This window comes from Vibrio sp. R78045, assembly GCF_042466085.1.
Classification (GTDB): domain Bacteria; phylum Pseudomonadota; class Gammaproteobacteria; order Enterobacterales; family Vibrionaceae; genus Vibrio; species Vibrio cyclitrophicus.
This window is the reverse complement of sequence record NZ_JAXHBS010000011.1, coordinates 67,841-82,314: the sequence shown is the minus strand read 5'-3', so window position 1 is coordinate 82,314 and position 14,474 is coordinate 67,841. Positions and strand designations below refer to the sequence as shown.

Here is a 14,474-nt window from a genome sequence, read left to right as displayed (position 1 = left end):
CAATTCGGAGTCAAATAAGTCAACCTCGGATTTGTTTAATGCTTTTGAATCCAAAATAAGCACTTCAGACTTGTTGAATGCTTAATATCAATGGTTTATAACTTTTCCTTGTACTGATTGGTTTTTTTGGGACAAAATTAATGCTATTTCGGATGGAATTAAGCGATTCGGATAGCAGTAATGCTTTAAGCATTAGGTAATGATATCTTACTGATTAAATAATGCTGAATTTGTGATTTGAGCTAAATAGTTCTGTTAGTCATGTGATCAAAGCCCAAAAAACACTTAGTAAATATGAGTTGAATGCTAAATATGACAAGGTGTATGCTATTCTGAGATTAGTTGAATGCTTAAAGCACATCAACTAATCTCAGAATTACTGTAAGTTATGTTTCCCTCAAACACTGAAAATGGATGGTTTGGGGAATTGAAAGGATAGGTCAAACCCATGGCAACGAATAACATAAAAGAAGAACATGATGCTTATCATTTAAAATCCCACTCGCTAATTTATGCATCAACGGACCTTACATCTAAGATGATGGATATTTTCGCTTTGATGCTAACGCGTATGAGAGAGTGTGATTGGGAAGATGAAAATGGTCATGAAGTTGTTCCTGATTATACATTTAGTTCAAATGAGCTTTGTGAGTTTTTCCAAGTTGAAAAGAAACAACTATACGCTGCTCTTCAACGTCCATCGCAAGGTTTGGCGCAAAGAGAGATAGGTATAGAAGAAAACGGACAGTTTATTTACCGTCCTATCTTATCGGAAATCAGATACTCTGGCGGTACGCTCACCATCACGCCTAATGGCAAGTTGCGTAAAACCTATATTATTAACGCTTCTGATAACGGTCACGCGAAAATCGACAATAAGTTTTTCAAAGCATTGAGAAACCCGAACACTAAGAAGGTATTTGAATTTCTATCGCGTTATCGTTACGACAAAGAAATGTACCACCTTAAAATTTCCAAACTGCAAACTATGTTTGGCGTTTTTGGTAAGAATGGCGAAGTTAGAAAAAAGTCTTACGAACTGCAGTCAGCTTTTATCTATAAGGTTATAGAGCCTTCATTGATGGAGATAGCTAATTCCCTTGAGGCCAAGGGTAAACTTGAAGTATTAACCCAAAATGGTCGTTTAGGGTACGAGATTATTGAGAAACCTAACAATGAGTCTTTAATTAAATTCAATGTTCGTTGGCTCAACCAAGTACCGAAAGATAAAGTGAAGGAAGCGACTAAAAAGGTTCTAGAGCTTATGCAAGAAGTTAACGTAGCCAGTAAGTCCGGTAATAAAGTTGAACTGGATGTGTTAATTAAATTGGAGAAAAACCTTCGATTAATCGGTAGAGATGAGCAAGCCGATGCGATACGACTTAAAGTTTCAGAGCGTAAGGAACAAATGGCGATAGATCGAGATCGTAAAGCTAAGGAAGCAGAAGACAATGAAATGTCGAAAGTAGACGAGTTGTTAGCTAAAGGTTTCTTGGATTCTCTTTGATTATCAATAACCAGTCCAAACACAGCTGGTTATTGATAGTTTTTCTGTATCATCCCACACAAGCATGGTCCATATATCTTTCAGTTTCTTTGCTTCCTAACGTAGTCAGCTCAGTAATGACCTACTTCACAAATTAACCTTTTATTTGTCTTAAAATATTTTCTATATCTTCGATAATCATCATATCTCTACTTTCTAAAAGAAGAACCTCTTGGATAATAGTTAGTTTTCTATGAGGTAAATCAGACGTAGAAGAATAAAAGAATTCCTGTTCACTAACCCCTAGTTCTTTACATAATTTAGATAAATTTTCTTTTGAGATCTGTCCTGTTTTTCGCCACTTTCCAACGCTAACTCGATTTACATCTAAACGTCTTGCAATTTCTGAATCACTGAGCCCTGAACTATCTATGTATAGTGCTAGCTTTTGTTTGAATTGATCAGTAGTCATTTTATTTAATTCTATTTATTCCGTTCCCCTAAATTTTAGCGAATATAAAAAAATTAAGTAATTGAACTCTTAGGGTTACAGTGTTACCTTTTGGTTTCTGGCTCTTTAAAAACCCACTCATGCACTACACCCCGACACCAAATTTAGTGCGCGTATCCCACTGCGCACTATTGCGAGCCCCTAATGCTCTGGGGCTCGCACCTTATTCTTGTGCTCTTATGTGACAATAGTTCCAATTCAAACATTTACCTAATACCAATGAAGAGGGACGTCTTTCCCCTCTGTGATGCTTAGTCAATCGCCTATTGGTCCAGGTGAACATAACTCATCACCACATCAATACTGAATCAACAAGCGGTGTCCTGCCTTCTCAGCTTTCCTCCAAGGACTTGATCTCTCTGTTCAATTTTTATAAAGTTGCCCCGTCTGCCATTGCGCAGTCAAGCACACGGGGTTAACCCCCCTTAAATGGCTCTCTGAAACGTGTCGCGGCTTTTTCCAAGTTCAAACGGGAAAAGTGAAAGCATACTTAACTGCCCTTAGCCTACATCGCTTTGGTGCTATCAAAACTAGCCGAGCCCCGCGCTCGACTTAGCGTCATGCACGAACTGTGCTGTGCCGCCTACCAATATTCAGAGTACAGGGCCATCACGCCTTGATTTTTTCGTCTCTGTTACTTTTATTTCATGCATGAAATGGGTTCAAACCTAGGGGGCAGTGTTTTTGTCTCTATATACCCGCACTTTATTTGTGGGTTCTTTTTTGTAATTAGAAGTTATGATACTGTTTGTTTATACAGTGTTTTTTTGTGGTTTTGATGGGTCAAAAGGTAGAGTAAGGATGTTTCAATCGATTCAACGGTTCATTAATTGGCTTTATAGTGATGAACAACAACATAAATCTGATTTGCCTACTTCTGGTACGCTGAGCGCTCCAGAGGGTTTTGTGTTGCCTGCAACTCGGGCTGAGCTTGAACACGACGAGATTATCCAGGACAAACTCCGTGTCTTAAAACGCAGCGGCCTTGCGCTGCCGTTTGAGGTATGGCCTGAGTTTGTCGTCGATACGGTCGTGAACTACGCCATGTGGTGTCAAGATATCCCTGCATCAGAAAATTATCACCACACCGGTAAACGCGGTTTACTGCTTCACAGCCTCGATGTGGCCATTTACGCGATGCGTCTGCGCCGTAATGCGATATTACCGCCCAACACCCCACCCGAAGAGGTTATCCACCGTGAAATTGTGTGGGTCTATGGCGTGTTTTTATGCGCGCTGCTACACGACTCAGGCAAGATCAATGATGTGGACATTGAGCTGTATCAAGAAAGCGGGGAAGGGGAGCGTTGGAGTCCAGTGATGGGCGCCATCGACAGACCGTACCGTTGTCGTTACAACAAAGCACGCCAGTACTCGACGCACCAATATATGGGCCATACCCTACTGACTCAATTGTTAAGCTCTGACGCCATGCTGGCTATCTCCAGCGACAAAGCCCTGTTTCACACCATGGTTGAGTACCTCTCGGGTCATAAAAATCCGGACAATGTCATTGAGCAAATCGTCACGCAAGCGGACGCGGCCAGCGTCGCGCAAGACTTGGGCGCTGACAAAGAGGGGATCAATCTCGCCGCTGAGCAAGCGCGCGGGGCGACGGTGTCTCTTGCGGGACAACTTAAGCTGACTTTATCGCACCTTCTGCAAAGCGCGACCATCCCACTGAACAAAAAAGGCGCTGAAGGTTTTGTGGAGGGGGAGCTCCTTTATTTGATGAGCAAACCCATTGCTGACCGTCTACGCAGCACGCTGCTGGAACGTGGCATCACCTCCGTCCCATCGGACAATTCCCGTCTGTTTAACGAGCTGCAGCAACACCAACTTATTCGACCGAACGCTGACGACCTGGCGATTTGGAAGTGTGAGGTGCTGCTTTCCGAGTTTGACTGGCGTCAAACTTTTACCTTTATCTGTGTGCATTGGCCGACGTTCGCCCCAGAAGCCGAGCTGGAGAGCCTAGTGGGGCACATTCTTCCTGTTAAGGGAGAAGCTGAGGGAGAAGCGACGTCTGCTCAACCTCAGTCAATCGTGTCTGAGAATGAAGATGCACCTATGACAGACACCACTCATCTTGAAACGCCCCTCAACAATGACGCCATCAGTGATGACCTCATGGCTTTCATGCAGCCAGCCATGGCGCAGGTTACCTCACAAACCGAGCAAGAGGATGAAGCCCCAGAAGCGATACCTCCTGCAGCAATAGAGCCTGCCGCGCCGATGGATGAGGTTGAAGCCGCGCTGGAAGCGTTAAACGCTGAGTCCGTGTCTACGGCTGAGTCCAATGAGCCTCACGCTCTCCTACAGAAGATTGATTTGAGGGAGACCCATGGCGAAGACTTGGGCCGTGCTTTCTACGAATGGTTAGATTCGGTTCTTAAAGACGGCGTGCACCCGGTGAACCGTCAAGACGCGTTATTCCATCGTCTTGAGCAAGGTTTGTTTGTGGTCTCGCCTGGCGCCTTTCGTACCTTCATCGATGAGCGTTGCCAATACGCCAAAGCCAACAGTTACAGCGAAGTTCAACAAGGGTTGCAACCTCTAAAGCGTCATATCGTCACGAAAGAGGCGCGTAACGTACACAAAGCGCGCATTCAAGATTCCAATCAAGCGCTGAACGGCTTTTTGTTTCCTTTGACCGAAGCGTGGGAAACTCGCTACGCGATTAATCCACTTGTGACGTTGGAGGGGGTATGAACATGAACAAAAACGATCTCACCAGTGAAGTGTGCCATGTCATGATCACCAAACTGGCTTACTTGGCCAGTTCGGGACAAGTGGCAGCCTTGAGAGATGTGGGGATGAGCGATAAAGATATCTCTCGTTTAGAGCACCTTTCTCTCTGTGAGCTGAGCCGCTTAATTGATGCCCGTAAGCCTCCAGTCGATATTAAAGAATGGATCTCATCATTATTGCAAGAGTTGAAAGAAGACGTTCCAGATAGATATCGTGACTATCTACAATTCGGTGCAAATAACAGAATGATGTTTCGTTTGTTTCAGGTGAATGCTGCTCAATGCAGCGCGTGGCGAGACAGCTTAAACATCGATCGTCAGTATCGAGCAAGAAGCATCTCTCATAAACAACACAGTGCCGTGTGTAAAGCGCTGATGGATCAAGGGGATTACCGTCAAATCAGTGCAGAGGCACTGTTGCAGATAGCGAAGACGTACCAAGTCAGTTTAGGCGCGTTATGGAAAGAATTAGAAAAGTGGGATAAAGAGCATGAGCAATAAAAAGCAACAAAGCAACAAAATGGGCGGCTTGGTGGCCAGCGCCGAGGTGCAATTGCACAGCGTCGAAACCGTCAAACTCTGGAATCCATCGAAACGGAGCAAGGCTCCCGGTGTTGGGTTGTTTTTTCAACGCCTTTCAACACTGGAGCATGCAGCGCGTCATGACGATCCCTACGCGGATTTTGCCCTGCTTGAAATCGAGCGTGCTATCAACGCGGCGTTTGCTCTGTGCCAATCCACGCTCGATGTACTGCCTCAGCGCAATAGTTCTCGTATTTTGTATCATGAGACCTTGAGCCGCGCGCCGGTGAAAAAGTCGGTATCGGTCAAGACACGCTTTGGTTGGCGCCTGCTGGCGTTGTTAGAGCAATTTGATATTGCAATGGTACAGCTCTCAGATGCGCACTTTAAAGCGCAGATGACCCGCAGTGATTTTGAACAACATCGCCTCGCGTGCTTGAAAGCCCTGCGTGGGATCATTTCAATGAGCGTCACCTTTCAGCATTCGGGGGTGACCCGACAAGATGTGACGGACAACAATGCGAAAGCGCAAGCCGCTCAGGCTAAGCTCGGCGCTATCCCTTTTGAAGTCCTTGAAGGGGTCGATCGCGCGGAGTTTGCGCCTGTGATTAAGGTCTCTCATGGCTAAACGAACCGTGTTTCAGGGGGCGCCAGAGCCCCTAACGACCAAGCCAAGCACGGTATCCTTTGCAGTGGAGCAAGGCGCGCCTTATCATCCCGATGAAGCGTATCAAGTCTTGTCGGGCGAGAGACCCGCGCCAGAGGAAGAGCAAACGCTGCAAGATAAGGCTAACGAGCATGAAGCGCAGCGATATGCGCGCGAAAGCAAGCGTTCACGAAAGCGCTCTGAGCTCTTGGTCGAACTCGAAAAAGCCAAGCAAACCCCAATGGGGAAGGCCACCCAACCGCTCTCGGATTATGAAGCGGCTTTGGTTGCGTTTCATCATCGCCCTGAGTATGCGCTTGAGCGCTGGAAGAAAAGTGGCAAACCGCCTAAGCTCCCAGCGGGTCTCGCCGATGTCTTTCGTGCGGTGTTAAAACACGGCGCTCGGGCTAATGGTGGACTCTACTACCAGTTGCAGCGTCAAGGCAGCACGGTGTTGTATCGTAAAGACGCCGCGCAAACCTTCGATCACTTAGTGCTCTATATGATTTGCAACACTTGTCTCAGCACGCGTTCGTTCTCACTGAGAGGCACACAGTCACAGATTGGCGAAGTGATTGGTAAAAGCCAATCCACGGTCTCTCGTTGGTTCTCCTTACTTATCAAGTGTGGGTTGCTCCGTCATGCCTTTATAGGGGATAACCTGGCGACCGACCCACGTGGTGGCCTGGTGCATGATAAAAGTGATGGGCAAAAGCGCAATCTCAACAACGTTTATGTCTTAACGGATGACTTCGGGACTTTAGTTGGCGGAGAAACCGCTGGAAAGAAACTTTGCCAAGAATTTGAAGCGGAGGATAAACTTGCGATTCAAGAGGGGGCAGGAAGCCTACCTGCACGCTTGGCCATACTGCGTAATACCCTATGGGAAGGCACCATTGAACGTCGTAACCAGGCGATTGGGGCATCCAGTACCAGACAAAAAGTTCAACAAACCAATGATCGCTCTAGAGCGCTGAGCCTCGTCGTTAAAAAAATGAACGATGAAGGGTTAGACAGCACGCTGAGCCAACAAGAATTTGAGCTGACAGCGAATACCCGTCTCAAACATTTGGGCTTTTCTCCTACCGCTTCACCGCCCGAGCCCCTCGCGGCTTAATCTCCCTGCTTTTTCATCCTTTTGCTTCTTTGAAGCGGCTTTTGCACATCTCTCTACTTATCTAATTTGACCTTCATTACACTTTCTTAGTCAGACTTTACCTCTATTGTTTCTCTTTTCGACTGATTTTCGGTCTGCGGTGGATAAAATTCTCCCATGGGGAGTGTTTTGCCTGTTTTGTACGTTATCCACATAAAACGAATACTAACTATTGATATATATAGATACTACGGCGGTGAAAAGTAGATACCCCATTTTATGACTTAAATTCGATACTTTTCTTTCTATTACTAATTTTAAAAATCTGTGGATAGAATGGATAAACCAAAGCGCCTTAAAGTCCCTCCCATTCTTATCGTATTAAGCTTCTCGATAACCTCGCCAACAGAAGATATCACGATAAGAACGGGCCCCACGTCCACTGACCATCCAGTAGCACAGCGATATACTCCGAAGACGCGTTGATATCACCGCCTAATCTTACTCGCTACGCTCGCGCATTCTGGCAAGGCGAGGGGCAAGATTTAAGCCATGGTGACTGACAGTGTGACCTTTTTTGTGAAAAGTGCGGTGGTCAATATTTTTTCGCTTTGCTCATTCTGTATGTCGTCGCGCGCTCCTCCATGGCCCGATGGCAGTACTTGGCGAGCGCTAAGGGATTGTGGCGTGCGTTAAAGTGGCTTTGGGGTGGGGGATGGATAAAACCAAAAAAGTTAGTATTGAGATGTTACCTTGATTTAAGTGACTGTTATAAAAGAAAAAATTCGGCTATTAAATAGCCGATTTATGCTATTATCTTATTGAAAATTATCGTAATTAAAATGAGGAAAGCATGATGAATGAAGTGTACAAAAAGTTTGGTGAGGCGTCTGAGCTGGCACAGCTTTTAGAGCATGAGCTCGGGACGTTATTGATACGTATTTTTGGGGTGTCCCCTAATCTTGTTACCGACAAGCCCGAGTTGGCTTGGACGCTTTTGGATGATGAACATCGTCCAACATTGAATCTCTTTATTCGTCAACAAAAAGGACAACACCAAGAGGAGCAGATAACGCAGGAACTTAATGAGGCCTTCAAAGCTCAACATGGCATTAACCATGGCTTTTTTCGAATGTATCATGGTTGTAGCGAGGCTGAAATGCTTGAAGCGTTAGAGGCGGTGATCATGATCTTATGGCAAGGGTATCGTTCGGTCATGCTGCTTTCTGGCGTTGATATTGATGATCTTCTCAAGTCTTAATTTGAAAAAATGCAAAACATAGCCTCTTATCCAACTGATTTCTCCCTCCATATTGATAGGCTCTCTTATGTCCATCGTTGATATTGATGATCTGCAATGCCCGCCTTCTAATGCTCTTTTGTTTCAGTGGTGGGTTAACGACGTTCGTCCCAGTCCAGATTATCAAGATAAGATAGATCTCACTGGTAAAGTTTCATTGGAAGGTTATACGCTTTATTACCAAAAAAAAGAAAATGGTTGCCTCGCTTTTGAAGTGCCTATCTTACGATTTGTTTACCATTGTGATGAATCAAGATGGGTGGTGTCTTCATATGATGTCATGGGGAGTTGGGTCAAGATATCAGCGGCAAAGACTTTGTCGTCATTGTTCACCCGATTGCCCGTCAAGAAAGCACTCGAACAACTGAACCTGAGTCTAAAACCAATCAAACACATTGAAGCGACTTTATGGACTGGTAAGAACACCTTTATTTCAGGGTATGTCGAGACGCCTTTCGATCAAGGCGTTCTATGGCGAATCTATTTGGAGAAAAACTCAAAAAATAAATACCTCCAGATAACCAAAGGTGACTTCAAAAAAGTGAACATTAACGTGTTTTACGAGCCGGTGAGAGGCAGAAGTTGAGTGCGTCAATACGCACTCGAGTCTTAAGTGAATCGATGATACTTTATCGAGGTGCGAACTCAAGGCGTTGAGTGTTAAGATAATAAAATGAAAAATACGCCCCCAACCCCACATGACGCGCTTTTTAAGCAGTTTATGACTCATCCAGAAACCGCTAAGGACTTACTGGATATTCACCTGCCAGCTGAGTTGCGTGACATCTGTGATTTGACAACACTCAAGCTTGAATCCGGCAGCTTCATTGAAGAAAGCCTGCGTCCTTACTATTCGGATGTGCTTTATTCTCTCAAAACCTCTCAAGGAGAAGGGTACGTCTATGCGTTAATAGAACACCAAAGCCGACCAGACAAAAACATGGCATTTAGGCTGATGCGCTACGCGATTGCCGCTATGCAGCAGCATATCGATGCTGGCCATAAGCATTTACCTTTGGTGATACCACTGCAGTTTTACCATGGCAAAATATCGCCTTATCCCTATGAGATGAATTGGTTAAAAGGTTTTGCTAATCCAGACCAGGCTAAAGCGCTTTATACTCAAGACTTTCCATTGGTCGATGTCACGGTCATATCTGACGATGACATCATGCAGCATCGTCGTATCGCCTTGCTTGAGCTGGTCCAAAAGCACGCGAGACATCGAGATATCATGGATTTCCTTGAGCCTCTGGTCACATTGCTCTTAACCGATTACACTACAGACAAGCAAGTACAGTCATTGATGAGCTATTTACTCCAAGTGGGTGAAACGAACAATCTAGAGGCGTTGATCACGTCGCTGGCTTTATCAGTACCGAAACACGAGGACACACTTATGACGATTGCAGAACAATTACGCCAACAAGGCGAACAACGTGGCCGCCAAGAGGGCATCCAAGAAGGACGCCAAGAAGGTATTCAGCTAGGTGAAGCTAAAGCGCTCAAAGAGATGGCGCGTAAGATGATGCTTAATGGGATGGATCAACAAGCTATTATGGACGTGACTGGATTGAGTAAAGACGAACTCGCCCAACTTTCTCACTAGCCTAAAGAGATAACGTATCAGTCTTGCCCGTTTAACGGTAAGGCTAACTTCCGTTTCACTCAGCCCTCATTTTTTGACAACTACAAACACCACTATTCGGGGTTCCACGCTGGAACCGCCGTTTTTTCTGATTTGAGAAAAATTGGTGTCCGATAGACCACCGTTAAACGGACAGTCTCACTCATATTTAAATCAGGCTTCTGCTGCTGGTTTTATGTTTCATAAAACTGGTACGGTTTAATTCTCACTTAAGGAAGGTTATTTGTACGCGATTGCTCGTGCTAAAGCCTTAATGATTAGAATTTATATAGGGTTCGGAATTTTCGGCGGTTCCGGCTTAGAACCCCTATTCGTCGTTTCTTTGATCCTTACCTCTCTCAAAATTAGGTACAAACGGTATTAAGCCGTTTTAACTACAAACATTCAGTCAAACATATTTACGGAATAGCTTCCATTAGTCAAAATACTTTACTAAAATAAGTTTTTTTGTCAAACATTTTGACTAATCAGTTCAGAGGTATCTCAATGAGTTTTGTACCAGACTATAAGCTCTCAGAGCTCAGTAAAATGGCTGGGTTTGACACCGTTGACGAATTGGCCAGGTACGCATCTACAACGCGCCAGAACCTAGATAATTGGAACAAGTCCCAATCAAAACAGGGTTTTCTTAGAGTTGTGATTATGGGGGCCAAGGTTTTGAAGGCTCAAGATATTAAACGCCGAGCAACGGTACCTAACAAATAACAAACATCCCCCTATCTAGGTGGTCACTCGTTAATCAAACACCTTCAGCAATAGGTGGTTATATTGTTTCGTCCCTCCACGAACATTGAAGTTATCCGTCCCACACCCCCTGACTTCATTCTTATCATTGGCTTTTTGTGGTGTACGTTTTGCCTTCTGCGCACGACTGCAAAGCGGGCAACCGATCTTTTTTACCGTGGCCAGAAAGTTATTGGGTGTTGTATGGAAGGCGCCGTGCTCTGGGCATAATATTTCGACAGGGGTAGAACGATTGACATACTTCATTTTCGAAAAGTCGTACCGCTCACCGTACTTTAGTTTTGCTTTTTGGATAAAGAGGTTTTCTCGATCTTGTCGCGATGGTCTTAACATAGTGTCTTGTTGTTTTTTATTAATTTAGACACTTTGGAAATCGTGTGTCTGGAGCAACCTATAAGCGTTTCAATCTGGCTGTAGCTTTTGCCTTCTCGAAGTAGGCCTTCTATCTTTTGGTGCAATTTGACATTAACCGGTCGACCTTTGTATTTCCCTTCTTTTTTCGCTCTTTGTACGCCTTGCGCTTGGCGTCGACGTCTATCTTCATAATCTTTTCTTGCGACAGCGGCCAACATATCGAGCATCATGCTGTTGAGTGCTGCAAGCATTCGTTCTGTAAACTCATCGGTGGTCTTCATAAACTGATGACTTGTCGGTAAATCGAGTGCCACCACTTTTAATCCTTTACTGGCGATGATGTTTTTCAGTTGCTCCCAATCTTTGGTGTTCAAACGACTTATTCGGTCTACTTGCTCAACTAGGATGATATCACCGGCCATGGCGACATCGAGTAACCGAAATAACTCAGGACGATGTAATTGAGCGCCAGATTCATTTTCTTCAAACCAGCACGCGATCGGGAACCCCATTTTGTCTGCAAAGTCAATCAGGTCATTTTTTGCTCGTGAAGCATCTTGCTCGTCGGTCGATGCTCTTAGGTAACCATAAATTCGTATATTGCTGTTCATTGGTGCACTTTACATTGGTTTAGTTATATTGGTGCATTATACATCTATTTTTGCTATTTACAGCACTAAAATAACCTAGTGCATTAAAGGTGTACCTAAAATAGACTGATTTGCGAGGCTGTTCTTTTGTGATTAAAAACTTGCGAACATTTATTATTTACGTAATATGTAGATATACGTAAATAATGTTTTATTGAAAATATAGGTTTTGTGATTTATGGAATTTAGACAAAAAAATACTTCATCAGTTGCTAATTCATCCGCAATGAAATATTTCACTCAAAATGTAAGTGATCCTCAAGCGGCAAAAGATGTATTCAATGTGATTTTAGATCGCCTTGGGAATTGTGTGGATTCTTATCCGTACTGGCATCCTATTCTTTCTATACCAGCGCCATTAGATCTTGATGGTAGATGTTTAAGCGTCCTTTACCGTGGGATTGACCATACAAGACATTTTGTTCGAGGATTCGTGACCTGTCCTTATGGGGAAGATAGTGCTAACCAGCTTATCGAATATGCTAACGGATTGCCTGGACTGAATGCTTTTAAATTAGACTCTCCTTTGTACTCAGATCATGCCTGTCCGGTAGTAGTAGAAGCTATCAATGTTGAGTTAGAAGGGGACGGAACTATTCGAGGACAAGACGCTATAAGGTGGTTTTTGGAAGAGCAAACCAAGCTTGCTAAGTATGCTCAAGTCGCAGAGACGTGGTGGAATATGAGAACAGATATATTAGGAAAGCCTCATGGGTCTCGGTCTTCTACATTTGTTAGTCCGCATACGGGTGGGCACATGAAAAAAATTCTAGAAGCACTGAATCAAAGTGGAGTCTACGGGCCAATCAAAGAGAGCTCTTTAGATATGCTTTCAGACAAGAAGCGAGAAAGAATATCTAACACGCTTATAAACGCTGCCGTTCAAAACTATAAACCTAAAGATCAAGCAGAGGTGTCTGAATTTTGCTTTGAATTGCGAGGAGAAGAGTGTAGGGCGAGGATTAGGGATACATGGCAAGATGGTGAGGAACTATCAGTAAGAGTCCAAATTGGCGATATTAATGATTGCGCTCTTCTCGTCCAAGGGTATTTCTATCCTCAAAAAAGCATTATTCAATCATTAGAGCCTACAGGAAAGCGTTTGATTGCAGAGAAGTTTGTCTGAACAAAGCTACGTTAATGGTTGTGTAAAGTCTTATGATGGACCATTTATACTCATGGGAAATGATGAAAACATTTAAAATTGATTTGCCGCCAGGCTCTGCTTATGAGTATTTGTGCTGGAAGGAAGATTTAGATACTAGTAGGGAATGCTTTCGTGATTACACTACGGTATGGGTAGATATAGATAAACTTGTTTATTACGCGGAGAGTAAGTCTAATATAGCGATGGTTTCTAGTGTTGACGCATGGAGTTCTGATAAACGGGATCATTATATCAAAGGGGTAAATCCACATGATGATGTCGGGTTGCTATCTACCCCTAGAGTTTTTTTTCATGATTATGAAGAAGAGCTTGTAGAGCGTAGATTTTTCGGTTTTCGACAAAAGATTCGTATTGTGAAAATTCAATATGCAGGCTTTGTCAATGGTAGGCATCGAACTCGAATTGCTCAGTATCTTGGGGCGAAGAAAATCCCCGTCCAGACTAGTAAGGATAATGTCGAGGTTTTGTTAAAGTTCTGCTCTCCGAATGATTGAGATAATTCTATCGACAACTATATTTATGCTCTTAACTCGTATCAAAAAATTATGTTTTTATGTTAGCGTCTGGCTATCTCACGAAACCCCGGATACTTTTGTGATGCATGAAATTTAGTGCTTTTTGAGTCGCCTAGCCAGCCCATCACATTGTTTTATCTTGTGTTATACTTAGCCTGTTGTAGTTGAATACTGACTGCACAGTATTAAGCACACGGGGTTAACCCCCCTTAAATGGCTCTCTGAAATGTGTCGCGGCTTCTTTTAAAGAAGTGAAAGCATACTTAACTGCTCAGGCTCTGCGCCTGTTCATTCAACTGCTTGATTTTTAAATCAATTCAATATGACCACTGCGTCATTATACTGCTCTTCTTTCTAAGGGCTACATTCTACTTTGCGACAGCCTGTTGCAAGCAACATAACCCTACTTGATGCCCAGGTTCTGAGGGGGACCACTGCGTCAAAAGACTTAACTTAAGGAGCGATTCTTTATCTTTATCACTACCAGTCAGCGTGCAAGCTGGCGAGCCTAAATCATGCTTGAATGATTAATTCGTGGGGGATCCACGTCACCGAAGGGTGTTAACTTAAGATGCACAAAGGGCATTCATTTGAAGCACAAATGAATGCCCTTTGTCGTTTTTGACAAGCTTGATATCAATGGTGAAGACGGGGTGTTGGAAACAAACGTTCTTGATTTGAAAGGCTTGTGGTAGAATTTGTGTGGGCGCTCTTGGCTTATTTGCCATGAGTGACTGACTTTTATGTTTGCTTGTGGCAGATAAACAAAAGCCCCGTTATCCGGTTACTGTGTCCAGCAGTAACTTTCATTTAACGAGGCCTTAATCATGCACTACAACTTGATTATACAGCCTCTTTTATTGTGGAGGCAACAAAAATGCCGAAAAATAAAACAGCACTCGCAGGACTGATAGTCTTGTGTGTTACGTTCTTGTGTAGCTTATGGTTAGTTCGAGACTCACTCTGTGAGGTTCGCTACCAGGATGGTGGCACAAGTTTTCTGGCTCAATTTGTTGTCTACGAAGCAGTAAGATAGAGCTGGACAGGAGGGGGTAAACCCCCTCCTGATTCAGTTTTGTGATGC

The 14,474-nt window shown here is 43.9% G+C and carries 15 protein-coding genes; 12 read left to right on the top strand and 3 right to left on the bottom strand.

Going from position 1 to position 14,474, the window contains the following annotated elements; translation table 11 throughout:
• Nucleotides 1-448: 448 nt before the first annotated feature.
• A complete protein-coding gene (locus SJY39_RS09460; RefSeq protein WP_102333859.1) occupies nt 449-1,507 on the top strand; it encodes a replication initiation protein in 1,059 nt (352 codons plus the stop codon).
• A gap of 133 nt (nt 1,508-1,640) precedes the next feature.
• Here SJY39_RS09460 and SJY39_RS09455 read toward each other — a convergent pair whose 3' ends face one another.
• Nucleotides 1,641-1,958 carry a helix-turn-helix domain-containing protein gene (locus SJY39_RS09455; RefSeq protein ID WP_102333858.1) on the bottom strand — a complete coding sequence of 106 codons (318 nt, stop codon included), beginning with the start codon at nt 1,956-1,958 and terminating at the stop codon, nt 1,641-1,643.
• 777 nt (nt 1,959-2,735) lie between these two features.
• Between SJY39_RS09455 and mobH the strand changes: the two genes are divergently transcribed.
• From mobH to SJY39_RS09415, 8 genes are all read left to right on the top strand, one after another.
• Entirely contained in the window at nt 2,736-4,709 is a 1,974-nt protein-coding gene (mobH, locus tag SJY39_RS09450) for a MobH family relaxase (RefSeq protein ID WP_102333857.1), read from the top strand.
• The gene (locus SJY39_RS09445) at nt 4,706-5,248 is read left to right on the top strand and encodes an STY4526/YPO1902 family pathogenicity island replication protein (RefSeq protein ID WP_102333856.1); all 543 of its coding nucleotides are present in this window, start codon (nt 4,706-4,708) and stop codon (nt 5,246-5,248) included. Before mobH ends, SJY39_RS09445 begins: the two co-directional genes overlap by 4 nt.
• Complete coding sequence (locus SJY39_RS09440; RefSeq protein WP_102333855.1) at nt 5,238-5,897, top strand: PFL_4669 family integrating conjugative element protein; 660 nt, start codon at nt 5,238-5,240, stop codon at nt 5,895-5,897. Before SJY39_RS09445 ends, SJY39_RS09440 begins: the two co-directional genes overlap by 11 nt.
• On the top strand, nt 5,890-7,032 hold the full coding sequence (locus SJY39_RS09435; protein WP_102333854.1) for a hypothetical protein: 1,143 nt from the start codon (nt 5,890-5,892) through the stop codon (nt 7,030-7,032). Before SJY39_RS09440 ends, SJY39_RS09435 begins: the two co-directional genes overlap by 8 nt.
• A gap of 832 nt (nt 7,033-7,864) precedes the next feature.
• Complete coding sequence (locus tag SJY39_RS09430) at nt 7,865-8,272, top strand: hypothetical protein (protein ID WP_102333853.1); 408 nt, start codon at nt 7,865-7,867, stop codon at nt 8,270-8,272.
• A gap of 67 nt (nt 8,273-8,339) precedes the next feature.
• Entirely contained in the window at nt 8,340-8,897 is a 558-nt protein-coding gene (locus SJY39_RS09425; RefSeq protein ID WP_154724010.1) for a hypothetical protein, read from the top strand.
• 87 nt (nt 8,898-8,984) lie between these two features.
• Complete coding sequence (locus SJY39_RS09420) at nt 8,985-9,920, top strand: Rpn family recombination-promoting nuclease/putative transposase (protein ID WP_102333851.1); 936 nt, start codon at nt 8,985-8,987, stop codon at nt 9,918-9,920.
• Between the two features lie 525 nt (nt 9,921-10,445).
• Entirely contained in the window at nt 10,446-10,664 is a 219-nt protein-coding gene (locus SJY39_RS09415) for a hypothetical protein (RefSeq protein WP_102333850.1), read from the top strand.
• Between the two features lie 30 nt (nt 10,665-10,694).
• On the opposite strand, the gene SJY39_RS09410 is transcribed toward SJY39_RS09415, so the two are convergent.
• Nucleotides 10,695-11,036 (bottom strand): DUF723 domain-containing protein, encoded by a 342-nt coding sequence (locus tag SJY39_RS09410; protein WP_102333849.1) that lies wholly within the window; start codon nt 11,034-11,036, stop codon nt 10,695-10,697.
• Nucleotides 11,030-11,668 (bottom strand): recombinase family protein, encoded by a 639-nt coding sequence (locus tag SJY39_RS09405; protein WP_102333848.1) that lies wholly within the window; start codon nt 11,666-11,668, stop codon nt 11,030-11,032. The genes SJY39_RS09410 and SJY39_RS09405 overlap by 7 nt, the downstream gene beginning before the upstream one ends.
• 217 nt (nt 11,669-11,885) lie before the next feature.
• On the opposite strand from SJY39_RS09405, the gene SJY39_RS09400 reads away from it, so the two are divergent.
• The 3 genes from SJY39_RS09400 (at nt 11,886) to SJY39_RS09390 (ending at nt 14,426) form a co-directional block, all read left to right on the top strand.
• Nucleotides 11,886-12,833: a hypothetical protein gene (locus tag SJY39_RS09400; protein ID WP_102333847.1), complete on the top strand. Its 948-nt coding sequence runs from the start codon at nt 11,886-11,888 to the stop codon at nt 12,831-12,833.
• Nucleotides 12,834-12,865: 32 nt separating this feature from the next.
• Entirely contained in the window at nt 12,866-13,369 is a 504-nt protein-coding gene (locus SJY39_RS09395; protein ID WP_102333846.1) for a hypothetical protein, read from the top strand.
• An 898-nt stretch (nt 13,370-14,267) separates the two neighbouring features.
• Nucleotides 14,268-14,426 (top strand): Hok/Gef family protein, encoded by a 159-nt coding sequence (locus SJY39_RS09390; RefSeq protein WP_102333845.1) that lies wholly within the window; start codon nt 14,268-14,270, stop codon nt 14,424-14,426.
• Nucleotides 14,427-14,474: the final 48 nt, after the last annotated feature.

What these genes read in the sequence shown, in the direction of transcription:
- SJY39_RS09415 (WP_102333850.1), top strand. Translation starts at nt 10,446, where the DNA reads ATGAGTTTTGTACCAGACTATAAGCTCTCAGAGCTCAGTAAAATGGCT.
- SJY39_RS09445 (WP_102333856.1), top strand. Translation starts at nt 4,706, where the DNA reads ATGAACATGAACAAAAACGATCTCACCAGTGAAGTGTGCCATGTCATG.
- SJY39_RS09435 (WP_102333854.1), top strand. Translation starts at nt 5,890, where the DNA reads ATGGCTAAACGAACCGTGTTTCAGGGGGCGCCAGAGCCCCTAACGACC.
- SJY39_RS09430 (WP_102333853.1), top strand. Translation starts at nt 7,865, where the DNA reads ATGATGAATGAAGTGTACAAAAAGTTTGGTGAGGCGTCTGAGCTGGCA.
- SJY39_RS09395 (WP_102333846.1), top strand. Translation starts at nt 12,866, where the DNA reads ATGATGGACCATTTATACTCATGGGAAATGATGAAAACATTTAAAATT.
- SJY39_RS09425 (WP_154724010.1), top strand. Translation starts at nt 8,340, where the DNA reads ATGTCCATCGTTGATATTGATGATCTGCAATGCCCGCCTTCTAATGCT.
- SJY39_RS09420 (WP_102333851.1), top strand. Translation starts at nt 8,985, where the DNA reads ATGAAAAATACGCCCCCAACCCCACATGACGCGCTTTTTAAGCAGTTT.
- SJY39_RS09410 (WP_102333849.1), bottom strand. Translation starts at nt 11,036, where the DNA reads ATGTTAAGACCATCGCGACAAGATCGAGAAAACCTCTTTATCCAAAAA.
- SJY39_RS09460 (WP_102333859.1), top strand. Translation starts at nt 449, where the DNA reads ATGGCAACGAATAACATAAAAGAAGAACATGATGCTTATCATTTAAAA.
- SJY39_RS09405 (WP_102333848.1), bottom strand. Translation starts at nt 11,668, where the DNA reads ATGAACAGCAATATACGAATTTATGGTTACCTAAGAGCATCGACCGAC.
- mobH (WP_102333857.1), top strand. Translation starts at nt 2,736, where the DNA reads ATGATACTGTTTGTTTATACAGTGTTTTTTTGTGGTTTTGATGGGTCA.
- SJY39_RS09390 (WP_102333845.1), top strand. Translation starts at nt 14,268, where the DNA reads ATGCCGAAAAATAAAACAGCACTCGCAGGACTGATAGTCTTGTGTGTT.
- SJY39_RS09400 (WP_102333847.1), top strand. Translation starts at nt 11,886, where the DNA reads ATGGAATTTAGACAAAAAAATACTTCATCAGTTGCTAATTCATCCGCA.
- SJY39_RS09455 (WP_102333858.1), bottom strand. Translation starts at nt 1,958, where the DNA reads ATGACTACTGATCAATTCAAACAAAAGCTAGCACTATACATAGATAGT.
- SJY39_RS09440 (WP_102333855.1), top strand. Translation starts at nt 5,238, where the DNA reads ATGAGCAATAAAAAGCAACAAAGCAACAAAATGGGCGGCTTGGTGGCC.